The sequence below is a fragment of the Streptomyces sp. NPDC048420 genome, assembly GCF_040651535.1.
Taxonomy (GTDB): Bacteria; Actinomycetota; Actinomycetes; order Streptomycetales; family Streptomycetaceae; genus Streptomyces.
This window is the reverse complement of record NZ_JBEZKG010000046.1, coordinates 15,008-37,855: the sequence shown is the minus strand read 5'-3', so window position 1 is coordinate 37,855 and position 22,848 is coordinate 15,008. Positions and strand designations below refer to the sequence as shown.

The window sequence follows — 22,848 nt, the reverse complement described above, 5'->3', positions numbered from 1 at the left end:
AAGATCAGAAGCGGCGCGTGATCAGCGCCCTCTTCACTTCCTGGATCGCCTTCGTGACCTCGATGCCGCGCGGGCACGCGTCCGTGCAGTTGAACGTGGTGCGGCAGCGCCACACGCCGTCGCGGTCGTTCAGGATCTCCAGGCGCTGCTCGCCCGCCTCGTCACGCGAGTCGAAGATGAAGCGGTGGGCGTTGACGATCGCGGCCGGGCCGAAGTACTGGCCGTCGTTCCAGAAGACCGGGCACGAGGAGGTGCAGGCGGCGCAGAGGATGCACTTCGTGGTGTCGTCGAAGCGCTCGCGGTCCTCCGCCGTCTGGAAGCGTTCCCGCGTCGGCTCGTTCGTGTCCTTCGTGATCAGGAAGGGCATCACGTCCCGGTACGCCTGGAAGAACGGCTCCATGTCGACCACGAGGTCCTTCAGGACCGTCAGGCCCTTGATGGGCTCGACCGTGATCGGCTTCTCCGGGTTGATGTCCTTGATCAGGGTCTTGCAGGCCAGACGGTTCTTGCCGTTGATCCGCATGGCGTCCGAGCCGCAGATGCCGTGCGCGCAGGAGCGGCGGAACGTCAGCGAGCCGTCCAGGTCCCACTTGATCTTGTGGAGGGCGTCGAGGACACGCTCCTTCGGGTCGATCTCCAGCTGGAAGTCTTCCCAGACCGCTTCCGCCGAGACCTCGGAGTTGAAGCGGCGCACCCGGACGGTGACCGTGATGTACGGGGAGTCGGCGAAGCCGGGCTCGGGCTCGCCGGCCGCGTCCTTCTTGTCCAGAACAGGGGTTGCCATCAGTACTTACGCTCCATCGGCTGGTAGCGGGTCTGGACGACCGGCTTGTAGTCGAGACGGATCGACTCGGCGCCGTCGTCGCCCACCTCGCGGTACGCCATGGTGTGGCGCATGAAGTTGACGTCGTCGCGGTTGGGGTAGTCCTCGCGGTAGTGACCGCCGCGGGACTCCTTGCGGGCCAGCGCGGAGACCGCCATGACCTCGGCGAGGTCCAGCAGGTTGCCGAGCTCGATCGCTTCCAGCAGGTCCGTGTTGAAGCGCCGGCCCTTGTCCTGGATCGCCACGTTCTTGTAGCGCTCGCGCAGCTCCGCGATCTTCTCGACCGCCGTCTTGATCGTCTGCTCGGTGCGGAACACCATGACGTTGGCGTCCATGGTCTCCTGCAGCTCGCGGCGGAGCACCGACACACGCTCGGTGCCCGTGGAGGACCGCAGCGCCTCCACCTGGCCGACCACCAGCTCCGCCGGGTTCTCCGGCAGCTCCACGAAGTCCGCCTTCTGGCTGTACTCCGCCGCCGCGATACCGGCCCGACGGCCGAACACGTTGATGTCGAGGAGGGAGTTGGTGCCCAGACGGTTCGCGCCGTGGACGGACACGCAGGCGACCTCGCCGGCCGCGTACAGGCCCGGCACCACCGTCGTGTTGTCCGACAGGACCTCACCCTCGACGTTCGTCGGGATACCGCCCATCGCGTAGTGCGCGGTGGGCTGGATCGGGATCGGGTCCGTGTACGGCTCGATACCGAGGTAGGTCCGCGCGAACTCGGTGATGTCCGGGAGCTTGGCGTCCAGCTGCTCCGGCGGGAGGTGCGTGAGGTCGAGGTAGACGTGGTCGCCCTCGGGACCGCAGCCGCGGCCCTCACGGATCTCCGTGTAGATGGAGCGGGACACCACGTCACGGGACGCGAGGTCCTTCATGACCGGCGCGTACTTCTCCATGAAGCGCTCGCCGTCCTTGTTGCGGAGGATGCCGCCCTCACCACGGGCGCCCTCCGTCAGCAGGATGCCCATGCGCCAGATGCCGGTCGGGTGGAACTGGAAGAACTCCATGTCCTCCAGCGGCAGCCCGCGACGGTAGACCGCGGCCTGGCCGTCACCGGTCAGGGTGTGCGCGTTGGACGTCACCTTGAAGAACTTGCCGCAGCCGCCGGACGCGTAGATCACGGCCTTCGCCTGGAAGACGTGGATCTCACCGGTGGCGAGTTCGTACGCCACGACACCGGCCGACTTCTTGACGCCGTCGACCTCGGTGATCAGCTGGTCCAGGACGTAGAACTCGTTGAAGAACTCCACGCCCTCCTTGACGCAGTTCTGGTACAGCGTCTGGAGGATCATGTGGCCGGTGCGGTCGGCCGCGTAGCAGGAGCGGCGGACGGGCGCCTCACCGTGGTTACGGGAGTGACCGCCGAAGCGCCGCTGGTCGATCGTGCCGTTCGGGGTGCGGTTGAACGGCAGGCCCATCTTCTCCAGGTCGAGGACCGAGTCGATGGCCTCCTTCGCCAGGATCTCGGCGGCGTCCTGGTCGACCAGGTAGTCACCGCCCTTGACCGTGTCGAAGGTGTGCCACTCCCAGTTGTCCTCCTCCACGTTGGCGAGCGCGGCGGCCATGCCGCCCTGCGCGGCGCCCGTGTGGGAGCGGGTGGGGTAGAGCTTCGTGAGCACGGCGGTACGGCTGCGCTTCGTCGACTCGATCGCGGCGCGCATGCCGGCGCCGCCCGCGCCGACGATGACGGTGTCGTACTTGTGGATCTTCATCAGGAATTCCTCAGCCCCGTGCCTAGCGGATGTTCGGGTCGAAGGTGAAGATCACCAGCGTGCCCAGCAGGATGGTGAACACCGTGGCGGTGTAGAGCAGGCCCTTGACCCACAGCCGGGTGTTCGCGCGCTCCGCGTAGTCGTTGATGACCGTGCGCAGGCCGTTGGCGCCGTGCAGCATCGCGAGCCACAGCATCAACAGGTCCCAGACCTGCCAGAACGGGGACGCCCAGCGGCCCGCGACGAACGCGAAGCCGATCTTCGAGACGCCGCCGTCCAGCACCAGCTGGATCAGCAGGTGGCCGATGACCAGGACGACCAGCACGATGCCGGACAGGCGCATGAACAGCCAGCCGTACATCTCGAAGTTGCCCCGGGTGGACTTGGGGGACTTCTTGGTGCGCTTGCGCGGGGCCTCGATGAGGGGCGCCGGGTTGTCGACGCCGATGCCGGAACCGCCCTCGACGGGGCCGATGCCGGACGCGGTGGTTTCAGTGGTCGCCATCGGTATCAGCTCCCGAACAGTTCACGAGCGGCGTGGCCGAGGACGGGGTAGATCGCCCCGATCATGAGGATGACCCACAGGCCTACGACGGACCAGAGCATCTGCTTCTGGTAGCGCGGTCCCTTCGACCAGAAGTCGACGGCGATGACGCGCAGGCCGTTGAGCGCGTGGAAGAGGATGGCGGCCACGAGGCCGTACTCCAGCACAGCGACGATCGGGGTCTTGTACGTGTCTACGACCTTGTCGTAGTCCTCGGGGGAGACACGGACGAGAGCGGTGTCCAGCACGTGAACGAACAGGAAGAAGAAGATGAGGACGCCGGTGACTCGGTGAGCCACCCAGGACCACATTCCTTCCCGGCCGCGGTACAGCGTTCCAGCCGGCACGGAAGTCCCTCCGGGAGCGGGGTATCAGGGCCTGCCGGCTTGTGCTGTCGGTCGGCCCGGCCGGGTACGGTCCACCGGCCCCCAGCATCGTAGCGACGTGTTGTCGGAACGCTTACGCCGGGCCTATCTGTGTGATCAAAGTGGCACGCGGATGGGGTAACTGGGCGGCAAATAGGGTGGTCTCGACTGTTATGCGCCGGGTGCGGGCTCGTGGTGGCTGGTCGCGCCCACGCGGCGGTAGCCGCAAATGGACTAGAGCCCCGCACCCCTGAGTGAAGACACCAACCGGCCCCTTGCGATGCGGCGGAGCTCCTCTGCCGCCACCACCCGCTCCTCTTCCGGATCGTTTGTCAATCGTGACCGGATGCCTGCCAGGACGTGGTCGAGGGCCTCGCCCGGCGGTAGACCGTCCAGGCAGATGACGAACGCGTGTCCGAAACGGGCCTCGTAGGCCGCGTGGGCCGCGTCCATGGCCATGTGGGCAGCCGAGTAGGCGCCGTCCGGCAGGGCGGGCAGGGTCTCGGCCGCCAGGGCCTCGGAGAGATCCGACACGGTCAGGTCGTACGCCGCCTCGTCCGCGGCCGCGAGCAGCGCGTCCACGGTCGGATAGGGGCGGTGGGCCACGACCCGCTCCGCCCAGCGGAGGCTGCGCAGGCAGTCCAGAAGGAGGCCCCGGGCCTCGTCGGCGGGGGCGGAGTTGAAGGCGTCCAGCATGAGGGGCAGGGACGGTATGGCCAGTCGGCCGGGAGAATGTGTGGGCGTCACGTGTGTTTCGGCAGGGGAAGCTGTGAGCGATGTGACGTCACGTTATCGAGAGTGGACATGACCTGTCCGACGGATGCCCGGATTTCACCCGGACGGGAGAGTTTCGGAACGTGCCGTGGACGCGGACGTTTTACCGAGGCCCTAGCGTGGACGGTGTGAGCCAGCACAAAAAGCGACCGGAGAAGCAGGCGCGTGGGCTGATCGCGGGAGCGGTCGCCGTGACCGTGGCGGCCGGGGTCGGCCTCGGACTGTGGGCCGGGGGCGACGACAGCGAACCCAGCGGATCGGCACAGACGCAGGCACAGGCACAGTCGCGGGCCCCCTCCGCCGCCGAGTCCGCCGCCTCACAGGGCCGCCGGACCCCCACCCCCAGCCCGACCCGGTCCTACCCCCTCTCCACCACCCCCCGCACCATCCCGGCCGTCCGCGCGCACACCCCGGCCCGCGGGCCCGGCTGGCGCCCCGCCGCCGGGCTCCGCGTCGTCGTGAACGACGCCGGCCTCGCCGACGAGGGGCGGCTGCTCGCCGGTGAGCTCGGGATGACGTACGCCGGGAAGAAGGCCGACACCCGAGCCGGGGACGTACGACTGGCGCTCAGCAAGGGCAGAGGAGCGGACCCGGAGTCGTACAGCATGACCGTGCGCGGCGGGCGGGTCGTCATCAGCGGGCCGGGCGAGGCCGGGGTGTTCTACGGCACCCGCACGCTCAAGCAGGAGGTGCACGGCGGCGGTACGGCGCCGGAGGGCGTCGTGCGCGACGAGCCGGCCAAGCCGGTGCGCGGGTTCATGCTGGACATCGCGCGCAAGCCTTTTACTGCCGGGTGGATCGAGGACCGGGTGCGGGAGCTCGGTGATCTGAAGTTCAACCGGCTGGGTCTCCACTTCTCCGACGACCAGGGGTTCCGGATCGAGTCCGACTCGCACCCGGAGATCGTGTCCGAGCAGCACCTGACCAAGGCGCAGGTGAGGAAGATCATCGCGCTCGCGGCCCAGCGGCACATCACCGTCGTACCGGAGATCGACTCGCCCGGGCATCTGGGCGCCGTCCTCGCCGCGCACCCCGAGCTGCAACTGCGCAGCGCGGCGGGGTACGTGGCGCGCGGGGCCGTCGACATCTCCAATCCCGCTTCCGCCAGGATGGTCGACGACCTGCTGAACGAGTACGCCGACCTGTTCCCCGGGGCCGACTGGAACCTGGGCGGTGACGAGTACCGCGCGCTGATGGTGTCCAACCCGGAGGGGACCTATCCGCAGCTCGCCACCGCCGCCCGGAAGGCCTACGGCACCGGCGCCACCGTCGAGGACCTGACCACGGGCTGGCTCAACGACCGCGCCGACACCGTCCGCGCCCACGGCAAGACCCCGCAGGCGTGGAACGACGGCTTCTTCCGGGGGACGTCCGTGCGGCCCGCCGGCGACATCCGGGTCGGATACTGGACGGGCAAGGAGATCGGTGCCCGGAAGCCGGTGGAGTACCTGAGCGCGGGACGCAAGGTCGTCAACTACAACGACGAGTTCCTCTACTACGTCCTCGGGCAGCCCAACAAGTTCTACTACCCGACGGGACAGCGGATCTACGAACAGTGGACCCCGAGGGTCGTACGCGGCACCGTGGCCGTCTCCTCGAAGTACGACGGCCAGATCCTCGGCGGGACCTTCGCGGTGTGGGGCGACTTCCCGAACGCCCAGACCCAGGACCAGATCGCCGCCGGCATCCGGATGCCGCTGCGGGCGACCGTGCAGAAACTGTGGGACCCGGACAAGCCCGCGCTGACCTGGACGCAGTTCAAGGCGCTCGGAGACCGGCTGAGCTGAGGTTCCGGGGATTCGCGTTGGACGTACCAGCCTGGCGGATCGTATGTTCCGCATGCCGCGCGTGAGGCTTTGGGGAGAACTCGCGCGGCCTGTGGAACATCCACGGCTCGCTGATCATCCAAGTCTCCGGGGGGACCTCACCGTGCTCTGCACGCGCTGCCATCAATTCGAAGCGGCACCGGACGGCGTCCTGTGTGCCCAGTGCGCCGCCGCACCGCAGGTCTGGCTGCGCTCGCCGGTCGGGCTCGGGTGGGCGACCGTGGTGCTGCTCGCGGTGGCCGCGGCCGTCGACCTGTTCGCCCTCGGAACGGACCTCTACCTGTACGACGCCACGGGCGACCTCCTCGCAAGCGGCGCCGGGGACGCCGTACGGGACCGGTCCGACCTGGCGGACGTGCTGACCGACGTGGCCGGTGTCGCCCAGGGGCTCATGCTGTTCGTCTGCGCCGTCGTCTTCGTGATCTGGCTGTGGCGGGTACGGCGCAACGCCGAGGTCTTCGCCCTCGAGGGGCACCGCAAGGCGCGCGCCTGGGTGATCGCCGGCTGGGTCGTGCCGATCGCGAACCTGTGGTACCCGCGCCGGGTCGTGGTCGACATCTGGGACGCGAGCAGCACGGGGGAGAAGCCCGCGGGGCACGCCCTGATCAACGCCTGGTGGACGCTGTGGCTCATCTCGAACACCGTCGGGCAGGTGCTGTACGCGGCGTTCGAGGAAGCCGACACCTCTCGGGAGATCCACGACTCCATGACGCAGATCATGGCGGCGGACGCCCTCGACCTCGTGGCCGCCCTGCTCGCCGCCGCCCTGGTGCTGCGGCTGACCCGGATGCAGGACGAGAAGGCACGCCGGGGACCCGCGGTACCCCTCGCCGTGTGACGGAACGGGTCCTTCCTGCTGCGAACTGCCGTACGACTGTGGTGTATTCGGCGCCCTAGCCGTACCGAGCAGCCAGGGGGAACCGGGATGGGCTACTGGGGTTACTTCGTCGTGGGCCGCGGGGAGCGACCGCTCGCCGAGCTGGACGCGCTGGCCGGCGCCGAGGGCATGGTGTTGCGCGAGTCGGCGCCCGGCGGATGGCAGGTCTGGGAGTACGCGAGCGGCGAGGGCGACGTCGGGAACATGAACGCGCTCGCCCTGGAGACCGGTTCGCCCGCGCTCTTCGGGTACGTCATGGACAGCGCGGCGGTGGTGGTCGAGGCGGCGGGGCCGGAGAGCGGGGCCTGGACGACCTGTCTGGCGCGGGCCGCCATGGCGGAGTTCGTCGGGGGCGGTGACGAGGGGCTGACCCTGGAGGACTACTTCCTCGAACCCCGGGACGCGGCCGCGCGGGCCGTCGCCTGGGCCGCGGAGGCGGGGCACGAGGTGGCCGAAGAGCCACTGCTCGACGTACTGGGCGCCGACCCCGACCCTCCCCCACTCTCGACTTCGCTCGAGCGGGGGGACCCCCAGGCCGAAAACCTCTTCTTCCATCTGCTCGACCGGCTCGGCGTGGTGCCCCTGTGACACTCCCGGGCCGTCGCACGCAGTAAGGGGAAGTGCGGGTTCCGTTAGGGGATACCGCTCGGCGAGGGAGGCGTGGATGAGTCTGGTGGAGCTGATCGGCCAGGCCGACGAACGTGGCCTGGCCGCCAGCGGGTTGGCTTGTTTGGATCGCTGCGTGTCGCTGCTGGGCGGCGACGACGAGGTCCTTCGCCCGCTGTGGGCCGGGCTCGCGGACGACGCCGGGGCCGAGGAGTGGGGCGAGCGGCTGGAGCAGGTGCGCGGGAAGCTGGGTGGGGACGCGGAGTTCGGAGCGGCCGACGCGAAGTCGGGGGAGGACGAGGCCGTGCTGCTGGCCCGTCGGATGCTCGCCGCCGCGCCGGTCGAGCGGTCCGCCGCCGAGGTACGGGTGTGGGCCGACGCCTGCTCGGTCGCCGCGCTGCGGATCCACCGGCTGCTCGACCCGTTGAAGGACGCCGGCGACTCGGTCGACGCCCGCCGCGAGGGCCGTACGGAGGGCATGTCCCCGCTCGTCGCCGCCGAACTGCGCCGCCAGATCACCGTCCTCGAACTCCTCGCCGGCCACGGCACGGCGGGCCTGCGCCCCGCGCTGGAGGTCTCGACGGAGGGCCGCCGGGTATTGCGGGCGGTGGTGTCACGGAGGAGCCGGCGGAGGGGGTGAGGGGGTGAGGGGGGCGGGTTGCCGGCGGTTGGTGAGTCCGGTGGCCTTGCGACTCACTGGCTCAGCCACGAGTCCACGGTGGGGTGGCGCGGGGGTCCAGTCGCCTGGCGGTTCGGGTGGCCTGGCGGCTCACCTTCAGCCACCAGTCCCGGTGGTCCGGCGGCTCAGTGGCTCATTGGCTCAGCCACTCGCCCACGGCTCAGTGGCCCAGCCACCAACCCAATCAACCAACCCGCCGGCCCAGCGCCCCCGTGGCTCACCCCCTCACTGGATCAGCCACTTGACCACCGCATCCCCGTACACCGCCGTCTGCCCGTAGAACGCCGTCAGATCCCGGTGCGCCGCTGCGAACACCCCCCGCGCCTCCCGTTCCGCGCCCGCCCCGCCGTGCCTCGGCAGCAACTCCTCGCGGGCGAGGCGCCACAGCGTCTCGAAGTCGGCCGAACCGAGGTATGCCGAGACCCGGTTGGCCCGGGCCGCGGTCAGGAGCAGGAACGGCGGCTTGTCCCGGTCGCCCGGGTAGACCGGCAGGCCGCCCAGGACCACCTCGGCGCCGGCGTACAGGAGTTCATGGTCCAGGTAGGACTTGTCCAGGACCTCCTCCCGGTGCCGTCCGATGCGTTCGCGCACGGCGTCCCAGTCGTCCTCGAACAGCCGTTGCAACCAGTTCGCGCTGTTGCGCAGGGCCGAGGGCGGCACCGCGCGGAGATGGAAGTAGTCGCTCATCAGAGACAGGAGCGCACGGGAGGGGGGAATCGTCACTCCGGCGTCAACCTCGGTACCGCAAGGGTCCTGTGACCGTCCGGGGAGCGATGCGGTGAAGGTGCGTCGGTCCTGCACCGGTCCCGCTGAAAGCCCCCGATCCGCGTGACGAAACACCCCGCCGAAGCGCTGTCCCCCATGTGACGACTGATGTGACGCCCCGCCAGGCATACGCGACCGCACCCACGACCGCCCCCATGACCAGCCCCATGACCACCCCCGAGCCCGCCCCCAGGCCCTCCGCCGCCACCAAGCCCGTGCGCTGGGCGGCCGACGCGGTGTCGGCCCTGCGGGAGGGGGCGCGCGTGCGGCTCGACTACTCGGCGCAGAGCCTGTGGCGCGTCGACCGGCTGATCGAGGAGATACGGCGGGAGGGGGCGCCGTACGCGGCCGTGGAGACCGTGCTGCGGGGACTCGGCGCCTACGCCGGTGAGGTCGTCGTCCGGCAGACCGGTGCCGAGTGGTGGACGAGCGGGGGTGAGCACTGGGTCCGTACACCCGACGGCCGGCTGTGGGATCCCGTGGACGAGGCGCGTCGCTGCTACGCCGGGGACGGCTCGCTGCGGCTGCTGTGCCGGGACGCGACGAGCGTCGGACGGCACTGACCGCGGAGGCAAAAACACCGTAATAAGAGACGCTGTCGTTCCCAAAGGGGTGAGGGCGGGAGCACGATGGGGACATGGCCGACAACCGTCGTTGGTGGGCTCTAGTCGTCATCGCGCTCGCCCAGTTGATGGTCGTGCTGGACATGACCATCGTCAATATCGCCCTGCCGTCTGCCCAGGCCGACCTGAACATGTCGGACGGGAACCGGCAATGGGTCATCACCGCCTACACCCTCGCCTTCGGCGGCCTGCTGCTGCTCGGCGGCCGCATCGCTGATCTCGCCGGGCGCCGGACCACCTTCATGGTCGGGCTCGTCGGCTTCGCCGCGGCCTCCGCGCTCGGCGGCGCCGCGAACGGCGAGGGCATGCTGTTCGGGGCCCGTGCCCTGCAGGGCGTGTTCGCCGCGCTGCTCGCGCCCTCCGCGCTGTCGCTGCTCGCGACGACGTTCACCGACCCGAAGGACCGCGGGAAGGCCTTCGGGGTGTTCGGGGCGATCGTCGGGGCGGGTGCCGCGATCGGACTGCTCGCGGGCGGAGTTCTCACCGAGTACCTGGACTGGCGCTGGTGCCTGTACGTCAACGTGCCCATCGCGCTGGTCGCGTTCGCGGGAGCGTGGGTCCTGCTCGACTCCGGTGGCCGCCACCCCGACGCGCATCTGGACGTCCCGGGCGCCCTGCTCGGCTCGGGCGGGATGCTGTCGCTGGTGTACGGCTTCTCCGAGGCGGAGTCGAGGAGTTGGGGCGACGGGCTGGTGGTGACCCTGCTGGTCGCCGGAGTCGTCCTGCTCGCCGCGTTCGGTCTGTGGCAGACGCGGGCCCGGGTGCCGTTGCTGCCGATGTCCGTCGTCAAGGACCGCCAGCGCGTCGGCGCCTTCCTGACCGTCCTGTTCGTCACCGTCGGGATGTTCGGCGTGTTCCTCTTCCTGACGTACTACCTCCAGGGCGTCCTCGGCTGGTCGCCGCTGAAGACCGGGCTCGCCTATCTGCCGATGTCGGCCGCCATGATCGTCGGCTCGACGCAGATCGCCGCCCGGCTGCTGACCAGGGTGGCGCCCAGGGTCCTGATCGTGCCCGGACTGCTGCTGGCCGCAGGCGGGTTGTCGGTCATCGCGCAGGTCGGCGTGGAGCCGGCGTACGCCTCGCACGTGCTGCCCGGGATGCTGATGCTGGGCCTCGGTATGAGTACGGCGATGATGACCTCCATCTCGCTGGCCACCGGAAGTGTCGCGCCGCGCGACTCGGGGGCGGCCTCGGCAACCTTCAACACCGCGCAGCAGGTGGGCGGTTCGATCGGTACGGCCCTGCTGAACACGATCGCGGCGAGCGTGACCGCGACCTACCTGACCGCGCACGCCGGTCCCGGCGTCGACCGGAAGCTGCTGCAGGCCGAGGCGACCGTGCACGGCTTCAACGTGGCCACCTGGTGGGCGTTCGGCGCACTGCTGCTGGCCGCGCTGATCGCGGGAGTCGTGGTGAACGCGGAACGGGCGCCCACTCCCCAGGGTGCGGGGGAGCGGGCGCCCGAGCCGGTGGATTCGGCGCTCTAGAGGGCTACTTGACGTACACCAGGCCGTCCGTCGTGATCGTCGGGCGGCCGCTGGTGCCGACCACCACGATCTTCACGGTGTGCTTGGCGCTGCTCGACCAGGACTTGGTCCAGATCGCCTGGCGGTACTTCGTGGTCGAGGACTTCAGGTCCACGGTCGCGACCTTCGTGCCGTCCACGTAGACGTACGCCTGCCCCGACGTGGACGCCCGCGAGACCACCCAGGCCGCGGACCGCCCGGTGAACGTCCAGGTCAGGCTCGCGTTCTTGGAACCGCTGGAGTACGACTTCCCGCCGAGGTAGCTGGTCGACGAACGGGTGGTCCAGCTACCGGACTTCGTCGCCGAGGTCTCCTGGAGGATCATCGGCGTGTACGACGGCGACGACGTACGGGTGTTGCCCGCGAAGTCGTACGCCTTCATCGACCAGGTGCTCGCGGTACCGGGCTTGGCGGTACGGCTGGAGCTGGTGGTGGTCGGGCCGAAGGTGGCCGTCGTCGGGGAGAGCAGGCCGACCTGCTTCAGGGCGGCGTTGTCGGCGGCCTTCCAGCCCAGGGTGACCGGGACGGCGGTGGTGCTCACCGTGCCGGTGCGCAGGGTGATCTTCGGGGTGGTGGAGAAGGTCGGCGCGGTGGTGTCGGCGACGACGGTCAGGGCCGTGGTGGTCGCGGTCTTGCCGGACTGGTGCACGGCCCGTACGGCGACCTTGTGGGTGCCCGCCGCGAGGGTGGTGGCGGCCGAGGTGGCCGTACCGGCGACGGAGGTCACGACGTTGCCGTCGACCAGCAGCTCGAACTTCTTGATCAGCGAACCGGGCGTGGTCGTCGACCACTTCGCCGTGATCGCGCCCTTGGTGTAGTACGTCGAACCGGACAGGGCGGCGCCGGACAGCGAGGTGACCTTCAGGCCCTGCACCGGCCCTGACGCCCAGGCGCGGATGGTCGGCAGCTGGGCGTACAGGGAGTTGCCCGGGCACTCGGTGGCGTAGCCGTCGCGGTGGCCGGAGATCCGGTTGAAGGTGTACAGGGAGCCCTGGGTGAAGCTCGTACCGGCGAGGTTCTTCTGGGTCGCGCCGGCCTTCAGCTGGACCGTGGAGTTGGGGTCGACGCCGTACTGGCCGAGCTTCCAGGCGGCGATCCGGGCCACCGAGGTGAGGGCGGCGTTCGAGGCGCCCGCGGCGGTGTAGTCGCCGAGGACCGCGATGCCGGTGGACTCACGGTTCCAGCCGTAGGTGTGCGCGCCGAGGACCGGGAGGTCGACGCCGCCCTTGCGGCCCTCGAAGATCGTGCCGCACTTGTCGACCAGGAAGTTGTAGCCGATGTCGTTCCAGCCGTTGCCGTCGGGGGCCGGGGCGGTGTGGTACGCGTAGATGGCCCGCACGATCGACGCCGATTCGGCGCAGGTGTAGTCGTTCGACCCGGCCGTGTGATGGACGAAGACGGCCTTCACATCAGCGTTGTACTCCGACGGGTCGGGGCTCAGCGACTCGTCGGCGCCCCAGTCGGCGCGCGAGACGATCGGCGGCTCGGGAACCGTGGATGCCGGGGCGGTGGGTGTGGTGGGCGTGATGGCCGTGGGGCTCGGGGTCACGTCCTCCGTGTAGGCCGCCGGCTCGGTGGCGGCGTCGGCCGCTTCGGCGGCGGTCACGCCCGGGTCGACCAGGTTGACCTTGAGGCCCGAGGGCAGTCCGGCGCTGGCGGTGCCGTCCTCGTGGACGACCTGCACCTCGACACCGTCCGAGGGGCCCACCCACAGCGGCTCGGACGCGCCGCGTGCCCCGGCCCGCTCGTCGGCGTCCTCCACCGGGTCCGCGTCCGTCTCCAGGTCCTGCCAGGACGTCCACGCGCCGGTGTCGAGGCTCCGGGTGCGTACCTGCGCCTTGCCGTCCAGCCGCTTGGTTGCCCCCGTCCAGGAGATACCGAGCAGCGAGAACTGCTTGGTCTCGGTGCGCGGCAGCTCGCGCTCGCCGGTCTCGGGAGCCTTCAGTGCGAGGTCGTAGACCTTCACCGGCCGCTGCTCGATCGTGTCCGTCGAGTTGTCGGCCGGGCTCGCCGAGGCGTAGGTCGCCACCCCGCCCCCGCCGAGGACCACCGCGCCGAGCGTCAGCCAGGCCCGCCGCTTCATGCTGAGCGGTCTGTACGCACGGCTCTTCCGACTACTCACTACCCCACCCCTGTTTGGTCACAGAAACACCACCCGTCACACAGGTGGCACTCACACAGCGTTCGAACGATGCCAGATGTCACAGTCGGCACCTCAAGGGGCGCCTGGGATCGTCGACAGGCTGTGACACTTCCGTGGGGTCAGGCGCTGTTGACCGTGGGGGACATGGGCAAGGGCGGCCGCGCCGGAAGGTGCGGAACCGCCACGAACCGGTACGGACAGGAAAGTTCTTGGGCCAGGGAGGGGAACCCCGCCGCGTGCAGGCGTACGACGGGGAACTGGGCGCGGCCGTCGCGCGGGCCCAGGACGGCGACGAGACCGCCTTCGCGGTCGCCTACCGGCTGGTGCAGCCCGGACTGCTCGGGTATCTGCGGGGGCTGGTCGGGGACGACGCCGAGGACGTGGCCTCCGACGCCTGGCTGGAGATCGCCCGGGACCTGGGCCGGTTCAAGGGGGACGGGGCAGGTTTCCGCGGCTGGACCGCGACCATCGCCCGGCACCGGGCCCTGGACCATCTGCGCCGGCTGAAGGTGCGGCCGCGGTCGGCGGCGCAGGAGCAGGTCATGCTGGATCTGCCCGGCCCGCACAACACGTACGACCAGGCGCTGGAGTCCCTGTCCACCGAGTACGCCCTGCAACTGGTCCGCGGGCTCCCGCGCGACCAGGCCGAGGCGGTCCTGCTGCGGGTCGTGGTCGGCCTTGACGGCCCCGCCGCCGCCCGCGTCCTCGGCAAACGCCCCGGAGCGGTGCGCACCGCGGCGTACCGGGGCCTGAAGCGGCTGGCACACCAGCTCGGCGCCGAGAGTGTGACGGATGACGGCCCCCGGACGCTGGGGGAGTCGACATGACAGGCGAGGACGGCACGTCGGACAGGGACGGACACGGCATGGGTGACGAGCGGAGCGGCCGAGGCCGACGGGGGCCGGCCCACGGCGACCGCACCACCCCGGGGCCGACGCCGTCGTACGACCAGGAACTCCCCTACGACGACAGCACCCTCGGAGCGTTGCTCGGCGCGGCCATCCGCGGGGAGAAGACCGAGGGCGAGGCGGAGCGGCGGGCCGTCGACGCCTTCCGGGCCGCCCGGGACGCGGGGGCGCACCGGGCGCGGACCCGGCGGCGGGACGACTGGCGGCCTCGCGCACGGCGGCGGACCGTACGGTCGTTGCGGACGACGCTGTCCGTGCTGCTCGCGAGTCTCACCCTCGGCGGTGTCGCCTACGCGGCGATCGGCTCGGTGGGCGGTGGTCCGGCCAGGGGCGCGGCGGGCGACGGATCCGACCGCCCGAGCGTCACGGCGAGCACCCCGGCCGAGTCGCCCGGCGCCCCGACACCCTCCGCGTCCGCCGACCGGCCGCCCACCGCGAAGGACACGCTGGCCCGCTGCCGTGTGTACGAGCAGCTCAGGGGCCGCGGGAAGGCGCTGGACTCCACGGCGTTCCAGCGGCTCGCCACTGCGGCGGGCGGGGAGGCGAACGTCAGCGCCTACTGCGCGGCGCTGACGGGCGGTGGCACGGCCGACGCGAAACCGGGGAAGCAGAAGGCGAACGCGAACGCCGGGAAGAACACGGACAAGAACAGCTCCAGGAAGCACTGACCGGACCCGTCCCGGTCAGCCCTCACGACCGCGCGGCCCTGACCACGGTGACACCCGTGCCGAACTGTGGGCGTCCAGTTCTCGCCATGGCCCAGCGGCCGGCGCCGCGCACAGCGATCCCGGCAGTTCCACCAGCGCCGGTTCCTCGGTCTGGTGCTGTCGGTGGCGTGCGATAGAAATCTCCCAGGCAGCAAGATTCTTGGGAGGGCACGTGGCTGAGCCGTATGGCGAACATGCGGCCGGCGAGCACCGTGCTCCGCTGGTGAGCCGGTCGGCGGAGATCCGGCGGCTCGACCATGTGCTCGACGGGATGCGGAAGGGCGGCGGCGGGCCGGTCGTCGTCGACATCACCGGTGAGGCCGGGATCGGCAAGAGCCGGCTGATGGGAGAACTCTGCATCGGTGCTCCGTTGGCCGAGCGGGCGCACCACGCGGAGCGCTCGCTGACCGGCTGGGACCCGCAGGCCGCCGCCGTGCTGACCGAGGCCGCGGAGCAGGCCGCGCAGACGGCTCCGGCCAGCTGCGCGCACTGGCTGGAGGTGGTGCTCCGGCACTTGCCGCACACTCCCGAGCGCCGGGCGCGGCGGCGGGATCTGATGCAGTTGCGGGCCCGCGCGTTGGGCGTGTGCGGCGGGCTGCGAGAGAGCAGGGACCTGCTGCACGAGGTGATCGCCCTGGCGGACCGGCACGACGACTCCGACTTCGCCGCCGACACCGGGTCGCGGGCGTCGGCGGTGGTGCTCTGCGCCGTGATGGAACGCCACCTCGGACGGTATGCGGAGGCCGTCGCCCTGCTGCGCCGCGAACTGTCCCGGAGCCCGGGCCCCTCGCCGTCCGCCATGGTCGCCCTGGGGATGGAACTGGGGTCCTCGGCACCGCATCACACCTCGTATCCGACCGTACGGGCCGAGATCGCCAGAACGCTCTCGGTGGCCCGCGTCCTCGGGGACGAGGTCGCCGAGGCGGGAGCACTGGCGGTCTGCGCTCTGGGAGAGGCGTACGAAGGGGACATGACCGCGGCCGGCGGATTCGCCCGTCAGGCCGCCGGGATCGTGGACGCGCTGCCCGACAGCGACCTGACCGGTCTGTGCGAGGCGCTGGGGAGACTGGGCTGGGCGGAAGCGTTCATGAACCGCTTCGCCGACGCCGAACGGCACACCGGCTCTACATCAGCCGTCGTACGGTCGAGACCCACATATCCAAGATCTACCGCAAGACCGGCGTCGCCTCCCGCGTCGCGCTGGCGGCACTGATGGCCCGCCGGACGCCGGACAGGCCGTAGCCCGTGCTGCGGCAGTGAGCCAGAGCATTTTCGGGATTCGGGATACTGAAGCCCTATACGCCGCTGCCCGCCCCTGTGTTCTGCCACTGAGTGAGAAGTCGCCTGGTGGAGGCTGCCGTCGGATGGGCGGGGCCGAGGGTCCGTTCCATGTCGGCTACGAGGGTGGCCATGGCGTCGACGGCCGCACCGCTGTCGGGGCCGCCGCGGTTGTAGCGCAGGATGGTGAGACGACTGCGGGCTATCAGGATGAGGTTGTGGTCGGCGCCCAGATGCTCGGCGCCGGTGGCGACGACATCCTCGTACGCCGCTTCGGCCTCGTCGGTGCGGCCGTCCTCGTTGAGCCACTCGCCGAGGCAGTGGTGGGCCGCCAGGGTATCGGGGTGGCCTGGCCCCAGGACCGGTGTGATGTCGCCGATCAGTTCCCGTATCACCCGTCTCGCCCCGCACCTGCAGGCTCAGCAGACGGGCCGACAGGGTGTCGGGGTGGCCCGCTCCCAGAACGCGGGCCAGGTCCGGCGGGACCGACTTCAGCCGTTGGGCCGCGAGTTCGAGCCTGCCCTGCTCCAGCCACGCCGCGGCCGAGGCGCAACTGCGCCAAGGCCACCGGGAACGGGACCTCGCGATGCGCCAGTCGCACGAGCACCACCACCGCGCAAAGGGCCACGAGCAGGTGAATCCAGAGAATCCCGCCGACGGGGAACGAACAGGGCGCCCGCACCGGCAAGGACCGCCGCGGCGCTAGGGGAGCTTGTGGCCTTTTGTCAGCGGGGACACAGAGCCGTCAGGTTTTACGAGGCGCAGTTTCTTGATGCCCGAGTATTTGCGGCCGCTTACTGTAGAACTCGTAACACGATCATGCGGGCGTGGAGCGGCTGGTCGGGGGTGCTGTTGAGTAGGGTGCCGCTGCCAAGTTTCACAGGGTTCGCCGGAGTCATGCAGGGATGAAGCTCGGCCACCAAGGTGGGACGTTGCCCGGGCACAACGGTGCAGGGTAGGAGTCCGGCATGCCGAGCCATGTGACAAGGAACCAGGTGAACCACAGGGTGAAGATGAGCCCTGCAGTCAGGGCTGTCCTGCGATGACGTCTTCCGATGGTGCTGTGCAGGATCACCCACGGAACCGCAGCGGCGATCCATATGAGAGGGACAAGAAACAGCAAGGTCATGCCATTGGTTACGCCGTTGCCGATGTCACATACAGCCCATGCATTCCCAATGGCAGCAGTGGACACCACTGCGGTCAGTCCACCGAAGAGGATCCCAAAGCCAGTTCCTCTGAACCAGCGGCTCGGAGGACTCGACGGCTCTGCTCCCACGATCATCTCCCCTCCTCGCCGTAGATGCGGAGCGTACCAACGTGCTGAAGCAGCCTGCTGGCGTCCTGGCCTGCCCTGAGACCGGTCAGTCGTTCTTGGGCTTCCGAAGCCGTCGCCAGCAGATGAGGAAGCAGGCGAGGGAGACGAAGGCGTCGTGGACTTCGGTGCGGCGTTCCCATCGCACGGCAAGGCGTTTGAAGTGGTGGAGCAGGGCGAAGGTCTGCTCCACGACGTAGCGGAGTTTGCCCAGGCCCTGGACGCTCGGTGCTCCTCTGCGGGGGATGACGGGCAGGATCCGGCGCTTGCGCAGTTCGAGGCGGTTGGCCTGGGAGTCGTAGCCCTTGTCGCCGAGCAGGGTGTCGGGGCGACGGCGTGGTCTGCCGGGACGGCCTGCAACGGGCGGCATGCCGTCGACGAGGGCCAGGGTCTGGGTAATCGCGCTGGACCAACGACCTGGACGCGGGCGAGGAGCCGCAGAGGGCTTGCCCTTGAACCGCGGAGACGGCCGGAGCCGCCACCCCCCACAGGAGAGGCCCCGGCCGTCGCGCGGCACGGGCCGCGCGGCGGCCCGTACTTTCTTCAGCGCCATGAGTGCGGTTTCTGTCACACCCCCGGCCCCTCCCAGGATCACGAGGTAGTTGCATTTTGTACGGACATGGACGAGCAGCGGTTTCAGGTCGTAACGTGCCTTTCGCGCCGCGCGTGGAAGGTGGCTGATCACGCGACTCTTGAACGATCACCACACCCCCTCGACGGCTCGAAGCGGCGACCATCGATCGCGACCACGTATTGAGGACTCACGGGTGCTGGGGGACGACGCGGAGTTGACTGCCGCGGTGCTTGCGGCACAGGACGGGGACGAGACCGCGTTCCGGACTGTGTACCGCGCCGTGCACCCGCGGTTGCTCGGTTACGTCCGGACGCTGGTCGGCGACCCGGACGCCGAGGACGTGGCCTCCGAGGCCTGGCTGCAGATAGCCCGTGACCTGGACCGCTTCGACGGTGACGCGGACCGCTTCCGCGGCTGGGCGGCCCGAATAGCCCGCAACCGCGCCCTCGACCACATCCGGATGCGCGGCCGCCGCCCCGCCATCGGCGGCGACGAGACCGAGCTCACCGGCAAGCCCGCCGAGTCGGACACCGCGGGCGAGGCCATCGAGGCGCTGGCCACCGACTCCACCCTCTCGCTCATCGCCCGGCTGCCCCAGGACCAGGCCGAGGCCGTCGTCCTGCGCGTGGTCGTCGGCCTGGACGCCAAGACCGCGGCCGAGACCCTCGGCAAGCGGCCCGGCGCGGTACGGACGGCCGCGCACCGAGGTCTGAAGCGGCTCGCCGAACTCATCGGCGAGGATCCGGAATCGGTTGGCGCCCTCGACGCCCTGCCTCCGCAGCGAGAACCGCAGGACCGTGCGGTGACGTCCGCGACTGTGACGCATATGCGTCCGCGGACGCAGAAGGACATGTGATGGCCGACGAGCGCTGTGTCTATCCGGAGGACGCGGAGTCCTCCAGCGGCTCCGGCGCGGGCCGCAGCCCCGACCGGTGGCTGGACGCCAGGACAGCGGAACGACTGCTGCGCGGCGAGTCGCTCGAAACCGTCGACGCGGCCGTCCGCGACCAGGCCGAACGGCTTGCGAAGACCCTGGAGGCCCTGACCGCGGAACCCGTGTCGGCCGACGACGGACTCCGCGGCGAGGAGGCCGCGCTGGCCGCGTTCCGCAAGGCGCGCGCGGACCGGGCGGACGACTGGGTCAGCCCGCCCGCCCGGGGCAGGCACCGCACCGGAGCCCGTCCGGCCGACGCGGCCCCCGCCGACGCCGGTCTCGTGCGGATCGGCGCCCCGGACGATGCGAGGGCCGTACGACCGCGCCGGCGCCGTCCCGCGCACCTCGCCCTGGCCGCCGTACTGGCCGCCGGAGTGGTCGGAGGAGCTGCGGTCGTGGCCGGAACCGGAATGCAGGGGCGGTCGGGACACGACGATCCGGACCCCGGCACCTCGGTCTCGGCGGCCGTCACCCCGGACCGCCCGCTCATCTCGCCCACGGCCCCGGTCCCGGAGATCGCACCTTCGCCCAAGGGCTCCCCCTCCGGCGCGACGGGCTCGCGCGACACGGCACGCGGCGACATCAGGACCACCCCCGGGACGAGCTCCGAGGGGTTCGGGGTACGGCCCGAAGGCGCCTGGAACGGAGCCGCCTCGGCCTGCCGCGACCTGCGCGACGGCAGGAACCTGAGCTCCGGCCGCGCGCAGTCCCTGGCGGACGCGGCGGGCGGGCCCCTGCGGGTGCGGACGTACTGCAGGGGCGTCCTGGCCGGCACCGGCACGGGTACCGGCACCCAGGACGACCCCAGGGTCGCCCCCGACGACCGCAAGGACACCCGCGACGACGGGGACGGCGGCGACAAGAGCGGCTCCGGCGACGAGAACGGCCAGGGCGACGAGGGCGGCCACAACGGCGGCCAATTCATGGCCCCCGGTCGCAACCACCACGGCCCGGACGGCGGCACCTCCGAGACCCCGTTCGCCTCCCACCGGGCAACGATGTCACCGAGTCAGGAACCGACCCCGGACCCGAGCCCGACGTACAGCGCGCTCTGACCCCTGGGACTCCCTGAAACCCCGCTGACCTGCATGTTTCGCACCCGCCCCGGTTTCGGCCGCGGCGGGTGTGACGTTTTCGGCCGCTGCGGCGCAGTACTGAGTGAGCCGACTGGTCATCGGCCGTCGCACAGAGCCGGGGTTCCCCCCGTACCTACGGCTCGTGCACCTCGGCGCGGGCGGGACACGTTCCCCCGGTCCCGTCCGCGCCCCAAAAGCCCCCCGGAGCGCCTCACCAGTGGACGACGACCTTGTCGCCGTTCCGCACCTGGGCGAACAGGTCCGCGATCGCCGCCTCGTCCCGTACGTTGACGCAGCCGTGCGAGGCGCCCGCGTACCCGTTGGCGGCGAAGTCCGCCGAGTAGTGCACCGCCTGGCCGCCGCTGAAGAACATCGCGTACGGCATGGGGGAGTCGTAGAGCGTCGACACATGGTGCCGTGACTTCCAATAGACGCTGAACACACCCTCCCGGGTCGGTGTGCCCACCGAGCCGAAACGGACCGGCACGGTCGTCACCGTCTGCCCGTCGATCATCCAGCGCAGCGTCCGGCTCGTCTTGCTGATGCACAGCACCCGGCCGGTCAGACAGCGCGGGTCCGGCGCGTCGGCCGGCTGGCCGCCCATCAGATACAGCTCCCACTTGCCCGGCTCGCGGGTCATGGCCTTCAGCCGCTTCCAGGTGACCGTGTCGGTCTTCCCGGTTTTCGGCAGCCCTCGCTTGCCCTGGAACCCCTCGACCGCCCGCTCGGTGAGATCGTCGTACGACCCCGTCGGCCCGTCGTAGAGCCACGCGACCTGCCGCAGCCGGGCCTGGAGCTCCCGTACGTCCCGCCCGGAGTCGCCGCGCGACCACAGTACGGCGGCCGCGGCGGGCGCGGTGGGTGCGGCAGAGGAGGGTGTCCCGCTGGGCTTCGGGTCCTCGTCCGCCGGTGGCGTACTGCGCTTGGGGATTTCGATCCGCACGGGCAGATGCCGCTTCCCGTCGCCGTCCCCGTCGCCGGTCTGCACCGTACAGCCGCAGGTCACCGCCAGGACCAGCAGCGCGGCGAACGCTCTCCCCCTGGCCGAGCTCATGCCCCTACTACGCATCCGGACCCCCTGTCGTCTCACCGGAACCCCCTGGGATGTCTCCCCCCGGACGGCAGCCCGCGAACGACCCGACAGAGCGGCGTTTCCCTCAGGGTCGCCCTACCGTGGTGACATGACGCGTGAGTCGGAGTCCGGACTGCCCATCGAACCCGTCTACGGTCCCGAGTCCCTGGACGGCTGGGATCCGTCCGAGAAGCTCGGTGAACCGGGCGGGTATCCCTTCACGCGGGGTGTGTACCCCTCGATGTACACCGGCCGCCCCTGGACCATGCGCCAGTACGCCGGTTTCGGTACGGCCGTGGAGTCCAACGCCCGCTACCGGCAGCTGATCGGCCACGGCACGACGGGCCTGTCCGTCGCCTTCGACCTGCCCACCCAGATGGGTCACGACTCCGACGCCCCGATCGCGCACGGCGAGGTCGGCAAGGTCGGCGTGGCGATCGACTCGGTCGAGGACATGCGGGTCCTGTTCGACGGGATCCCGCTGGACCAGGTCTCCACGTCGATGACGATCAACGCCCCAGCGGCCCTGCTGCTGCTCATGTACCAGCTGGTCGGCGAGGAACACGGCGTCGGCGCCGACCGTCTGACCGGCACGATCCAGAACGACGTACTGAAGGAGTACATCGCGCGGGGCACCTACATCTTCCCGCCGAAGCCCTCCCTGCGTCTGACCGCCGACATCTTCAAGTACTGCGGGGCGGAGATCCCCCGCTGGAACACCATCTCGATCTCCGGCTACCACATGGCGGAGGCGGGCGCCTCGCCCGCGCAGGAGATCGCGTTCACGCTGGCCGACGGCATCGAGTACGTCCGTACGGCGGTCGCGACCGGCATGGACGTCGACGACTTCGCCCCGCGGCTGTCCTTCTTCTTCGTGGCCCGTACGACACTCCTGGAGGAGGTCGCCAAGTTCCGTGCCGCCCGCCGGATCTGGGCGCGGGTGATGCGCGAGGAGTTCGGCGCGAAGAACCCCAAGTCCCTGATGCTGCGCTTCCACACCCAGACGGCCGGCGTCCAGCTGACGGCCCAGCAGCCCGAGGTCAACCTGGTCCGGGTCGCCGTGCAGGGCCTGGCCGCGGTCCTCGGCGGCACCCAGTCCCTGCACACCAACTCCTTCGACGAGGCGATCGCGCTGCCCACGGACAGGTCCGCGCGGCTGGCCCTGCGCACCCAGCAGGTGCTGGCGTACGAGACCGACGTGACGGCGACGGTCGACCCGTTCGCCGGCTCGTACGTCGTCGAGAGGATGACGGACGACGTCGAGACGGCCGCCCTGGAACTGATGCGGAAGGTCGAGGACCTCGGTGGGGCGGTCGCCGCCATTGAGCACGGCTTCCAGAAGAACGAGATCGAGCGCAGCGCCTATCGGATCGCCCAGGAGACCGATTCCGGAGAGCGGGTCGTCGTCGGCGTCAACCGCTTCCGGCTCGACGAGGAGGACCCCTACGAGCCCCTCCGCGTCGACCCCGCCATCGAGGCCCAGCAGGCGGAGCGGCTGGCCCGGCTCCGCGCGGAGCGCGACCAGTCGGCGGTGGACATCGCCCTCGCCGCCCTGAAGAAGGCGGCCGAGGGCGAGGACAACGTCCTGTACCCGATGAAGGAGGCGCTCAGGGCTCGGGCGACGGTGGGGGAGGTGTGCAACGCGTTGCGGGAGGTCTGGGGGACGTACGTCCCGTCGGATGCCTTCTGAGCCGGGCGACTCCCTCGAATAAATGATC

The 22,848-nt window shown here is 70.4% G+C and carries 23 protein-coding genes and 1 pseudogene; 13 read left to right on the top strand and 11 right to left on the bottom strand.

Features of this window, described 5'->3' with window-relative positions; translation table 11 throughout:
- Window positions 1-4: 4 nt before the first annotated feature.
- From AB0D34_RS44650 to AB0D34_RS44630, 5 genes are all read right to left on the bottom strand, one after another.
- Window positions 5-784 (bottom strand): succinate dehydrogenase iron-sulfur subunit, encoded by a 780-nt coding sequence (locus AB0D34_RS44650; RefSeq protein ID WP_362673331.1) that lies wholly within the window; start codon window positions 782-784, stop codon window positions 5-7.
- Window positions 784-2,538 (bottom strand): succinate dehydrogenase flavoprotein subunit, encoded by a 1,755-nt coding sequence (gene sdhA, locus AB0D34_RS44645; RefSeq protein WP_362673329.1) that lies wholly within the window; start codon window positions 2,536-2,538, stop codon window positions 784-786. The genes AB0D34_RS44650 and sdhA overlap by 1 nt, the downstream gene beginning before the upstream one ends.
- A 22-nt stretch (window positions 2,539-2,560) precedes the next feature.
- Window positions 2,561-3,043 carry a succinate dehydrogenase hydrophobic membrane anchor subunit gene (locus tag AB0D34_RS44640; protein ID WP_362673326.1) on the bottom strand — a complete coding sequence of 161 codons (483 nt, stop codon included), beginning with the start codon at window positions 3,041-3,043 and terminating at the stop codon, window positions 2,561-2,563.
- Between the two features lie 5 nt (window positions 3,044-3,048).
- Window positions 3,049-3,429, bottom strand: a complete 381-nt coding sequence (gene sdhC, locus AB0D34_RS44635; RefSeq protein ID WP_362673324.1) for a succinate dehydrogenase, cytochrome b556 subunit — start codon at window positions 3,427-3,429, stop codon at window positions 3,049-3,051.
- A gap of 252 nt (window positions 3,430-3,681) precedes the next feature.
- Entirely contained in the window at window positions 3,682-4,194 is a 513-nt protein-coding gene (locus AB0D34_RS44630) for a 2-oxo-4-hydroxy-4-carboxy-5-ureidoimidazoline decarboxylase (protein WP_362673322.1), read from the bottom strand.
- Window positions 4,195-4,349: 155 nt separating this feature from the next.
- On the opposite strand from AB0D34_RS44630, the gene AB0D34_RS44625 reads away from it, so the two are divergent.
- The 4 genes from AB0D34_RS44625 to AB0D34_RS44610 all read left to right on the top strand — a co-directional run bounded on the left by AB0D34_RS44625 (window position 4,350) and on the right by AB0D34_RS44610 (window position 8,170).
- Complete coding sequence (locus AB0D34_RS44625; protein ID WP_362673319.1) at window positions 4,350-6,008, top strand: glycoside hydrolase family 20 protein; 1,659 nt, start codon at window positions 4,350-4,352, stop codon at window positions 6,006-6,008.
- A gap of 142 nt (window positions 6,009-6,150) precedes the next feature.
- On the top strand, window positions 6,151-6,885 hold the full coding sequence (locus tag AB0D34_RS44620; RefSeq protein WP_362673317.1) for a DUF4328 domain-containing protein: 735 nt from the start codon (window positions 6,151-6,153) through the stop codon (window positions 6,883-6,885).
- 87 nt (window positions 6,886-6,972) lie between these two features.
- Window positions 6,973-7,512 carry a hypothetical protein gene (locus AB0D34_RS44615; RefSeq protein ID WP_362673314.1) on the top strand — a complete coding sequence of 180 codons (540 nt, stop codon included), beginning with the start codon at window positions 6,973-6,975 and terminating at the stop codon, window positions 7,510-7,512.
- Between the two features lie 76 nt (window positions 7,513-7,588).
- Window positions 7,589-8,170, top strand: coding sequence for a hypothetical protein (locus AB0D34_RS44610; RefSeq protein WP_362673312.1), 582 nt, complete (start codon window positions 7,589-7,591; stop codon window positions 8,168-8,170).
- A 264-nt stretch (window positions 8,171-8,434) separates the two neighbouring features.
- On the opposite strand, the gene AB0D34_RS44605 is transcribed toward AB0D34_RS44610, so the two are convergent.
- Window positions 8,435-8,896: a DUF1877 domain-containing protein gene (locus AB0D34_RS44605; RefSeq protein WP_362673310.1), complete on the bottom strand. Its 462-nt coding sequence runs from the start codon at window positions 8,894-8,896 to the stop codon at window positions 8,435-8,437.
- A gap of 245 nt (window positions 8,897-9,141) precedes the next feature.
- Here AB0D34_RS44605 and AB0D34_RS44600 point away from each other — a divergent pair, with 245 nt between their 5' ends.
- Together AB0D34_RS44600 and AB0D34_RS44595 are read left to right on the top strand one after the other, a co-directional pair.
- Window positions 9,142-9,537 carry a hypothetical protein gene (locus tag AB0D34_RS44600; RefSeq protein ID WP_362673349.1) on the top strand — a complete coding sequence of 132 codons (396 nt, stop codon included), beginning with the start codon at window positions 9,142-9,144 and terminating at the stop codon, window positions 9,535-9,537.
- 74 nt (window positions 9,538-9,611) lie between these two features.
- Complete coding sequence (locus AB0D34_RS44595) at window positions 9,612-11,084, top strand: MFS transporter (RefSeq protein WP_362673308.1); 1,473 nt, start codon at window positions 9,612-9,614, stop codon at window positions 11,082-11,084.
- 4 nt (window positions 11,085-11,088) lie between these two features.
- Here AB0D34_RS44595 and AB0D34_RS44590 read toward each other — a convergent pair whose 3' ends face one another.
- On the bottom strand, window positions 11,089-13,206 hold the full coding sequence (locus AB0D34_RS44590) for a peptidoglycan recognition protein (protein ID WP_362673305.1): 2,118 nt from the start codon (window positions 13,204-13,206) through the stop codon (window positions 11,089-11,091).
- Window positions 13,207-13,475: 269 nt separating this feature from the next.
- Here AB0D34_RS44590 and AB0D34_RS44585 point away from each other — a divergent pair, with 269 nt between their 5' ends.
- From AB0D34_RS44585 to AB0D34_RS44570, 4 genes and pseudogenes are all read left to right on the top strand, one after another.
- Window positions 13,476-14,093 carry an RNA polymerase sigma factor gene (locus tag AB0D34_RS44585; RefSeq protein WP_362673302.1) on the top strand — a complete coding sequence of 206 codons (618 nt, stop codon included), beginning with the start codon at window positions 13,476-13,478 and terminating at the stop codon, window positions 14,091-14,093.
- The gene (locus AB0D34_RS44580; RefSeq protein WP_362673299.1) at window positions 14,090-14,842 is read left to right on the top strand and encodes a hypothetical protein; all 753 of its coding nucleotides are present in this window, start codon (window positions 14,090-14,092) and stop codon (window positions 14,840-14,842) included. The genes AB0D34_RS44585 and AB0D34_RS44580 overlap by 4 nt, the downstream gene beginning before the upstream one ends.
- Window positions 14,754-15,998, top strand: a pseudogene (locus AB0D34_RS44575) (ATP-binding protein); the annotation flags it as partial. The gene AB0D34_RS44580 and the pseudogene AB0D34_RS44575, both read left to right, overlap by 89 nt.
- Window positions 15,929-16,123, top strand: coding sequence for a LuxR C-terminal-related transcriptional regulator (locus AB0D34_RS44570; RefSeq protein WP_362673296.1), 195 nt, complete (start codon window positions 15,929-15,931; stop codon window positions 16,121-16,123). The pseudogene AB0D34_RS44575 and the gene AB0D34_RS44570, both read left to right, overlap by 70 nt.
- A gap of 53 nt (window positions 16,124-16,176) precedes the next feature.
- Here the strand turns inward: AB0D34_RS44570 and AB0D34_RS44565 are convergent, their stop codons facing one another.
- From AB0D34_RS44565 to AB0D34_RS44555, 3 genes are all read right to left on the bottom strand, one after another.
- Window positions 16,177-16,554 carry a tetratricopeptide repeat protein gene (locus tag AB0D34_RS44565; RefSeq protein WP_362673293.1) on the bottom strand — a complete coding sequence of 126 codons (378 nt, stop codon included), beginning with the start codon at window positions 16,552-16,554 and terminating at the stop codon, window positions 16,177-16,179.
- A gap of 500 nt (window positions 16,555-17,054) precedes the next feature.
- On the bottom strand, window positions 17,055-17,444 hold the full coding sequence (locus AB0D34_RS44560) for a hypothetical protein (protein ID WP_362673291.1): 390 nt from the start codon (window positions 17,442-17,444) through the stop codon (window positions 17,055-17,057).
- Between the two features lie 79 nt (window positions 17,445-17,523).
- Window positions 17,524-18,027 (bottom strand): transposase, encoded by a 504-nt coding sequence (locus AB0D34_RS44555; protein WP_362673346.1) that lies wholly within the window; start codon window positions 18,025-18,027, stop codon window positions 17,524-17,526.
- A 214-nt stretch (window positions 18,028-18,241) separates the two neighbouring features.
- Here AB0D34_RS44555 and AB0D34_RS44550 point away from each other — a divergent pair, with 214 nt between their 5' ends.
- Both AB0D34_RS44550 and AB0D34_RS44545 read left to right on the top strand, forming a co-directional pair.
- Window positions 18,242-18,904, top strand: a complete 663-nt coding sequence (locus AB0D34_RS44550; protein WP_362673289.1) for an RNA polymerase sigma factor — start codon at window positions 18,242-18,244, stop codon at window positions 18,902-18,904.
- On the top strand, window positions 18,904-20,037 hold the full coding sequence (locus AB0D34_RS44545) for a hypothetical protein (protein WP_362673287.1): 1,134 nt from the start codon (window positions 18,904-18,906) through the stop codon (window positions 20,035-20,037). Before AB0D34_RS44550 ends, AB0D34_RS44545 begins: the two co-directional genes overlap by 1 nt.
- Before the next feature lie 232 nt (window positions 20,038-20,269).
- Here the strand turns inward: AB0D34_RS44545 and AB0D34_RS44540 are convergent, their stop codons facing one another.
- The gene (locus AB0D34_RS44540; RefSeq protein ID WP_362673285.1) at window positions 20,270-21,127 is read right to left on the bottom strand and encodes a L,D-transpeptidase family protein; all 858 of its coding nucleotides are present in this window, start codon (window positions 21,125-21,127) and stop codon (window positions 20,270-20,272) included.
- Between the two features lie 112 nt (window positions 21,128-21,239).
- Here AB0D34_RS44540 and AB0D34_RS44535 point away from each other — a divergent pair, with 112 nt between their 5' ends.
- A complete protein-coding gene (locus tag AB0D34_RS44535) occupies window positions 21,240-22,820 on the top strand; it encodes a methylmalonyl-CoA mutase family protein (protein ID WP_362673282.1) in 1,581 nt (526 codons plus the stop codon).
- Window positions 22,821-22,848 lie beyond the last annotated feature (28 nt).

Coding starts and splice junctions, on each gene's coding strand:
- AB0D34_RS44540 (WP_362673285.1), bottom strand. CDS start 21,127: ATGCGTAGTAGGGGCATGAGCTCGGCCAGGGGGAGAGCGTTCGCCGCG.
- AB0D34_RS44600 (WP_362673349.1), top strand. CDS start 9,142: ATGACCACCCCCGAGCCCGCCCCCAGGCCCTCCGCCGCCACCAAGCCC.
- AB0D34_RS44595 (WP_362673308.1), top strand. CDS start 9,612: ATGGCCGACAACCGTCGTTGGTGGGCTCTAGTCGTCATCGCGCTCGCC.
- AB0D34_RS44610 (WP_362673312.1), top strand. CDS start 7,589: ATGAGTCTGGTGGAGCTGATCGGCCAGGCCGACGAACGTGGCCTGGCC.
- AB0D34_RS44555 (WP_362673346.1), bottom strand. CDS start 18,027: ATGGCGCTGAAGAAAGTACGGGCCGCCGCGCGGCCCGTGCCGCGCGAC.
- AB0D34_RS44560 (WP_362673291.1), bottom strand. CDS start 17,444: ATGATCGTGGGAGCAGAGCCGTCGAGTCCTCCGAGCCGCTGGTTCAGA.
- sdhA (WP_362673329.1), bottom strand. CDS start 2,538: ATGAAGATCCACAAGTACGACACCGTCATCGTCGGCGCGGGCGGCGCC.
- AB0D34_RS44605 (WP_362673310.1), bottom strand. CDS start 8,896: ATGAGCGACTACTTCCATCTCCGCGCGGTGCCGCCCTCGGCCCTGCGC.
- AB0D34_RS44615 (WP_362673314.1), top strand. CDS start 6,973: ATGGGCTACTGGGGTTACTTCGTCGTGGGCCGCGGGGAGCGACCGCTC.
- AB0D34_RS44590 (WP_362673305.1), bottom strand. CDS start 13,206: ATGAAGCGGCGGGCCTGGCTGACGCTCGGCGCGGTGGTCCTCGGCGGG.
- AB0D34_RS44580 (WP_362673299.1), top strand. CDS start 14,090: ATGACAGGCGAGGACGGCACGTCGGACAGGGACGGACACGGCATGGGT.
- AB0D34_RS44535 (WP_362673282.1), top strand. CDS start 21,240: ATGACGCGTGAGTCGGAGTCCGGACTGCCCATCGAACCCGTCTACGGT.
- AB0D34_RS44640 (WP_362673326.1), bottom strand. CDS start 3,043: ATGGCGACCACTGAAACCACCGCGTCCGGCATCGGCCCCGTCGAGGGC.
- AB0D34_RS44545 (WP_362673287.1), top strand. CDS start 18,904: ATGGCCGACGAGCGCTGTGTCTATCCGGAGGACGCGGAGTCCTCCAGC.
- AB0D34_RS44650 (WP_362673331.1), bottom strand. CDS start 784: ATGGCAACCCCTGTTCTGGACAAGAAGGACGCGGCCGGCGAGCCCGAG.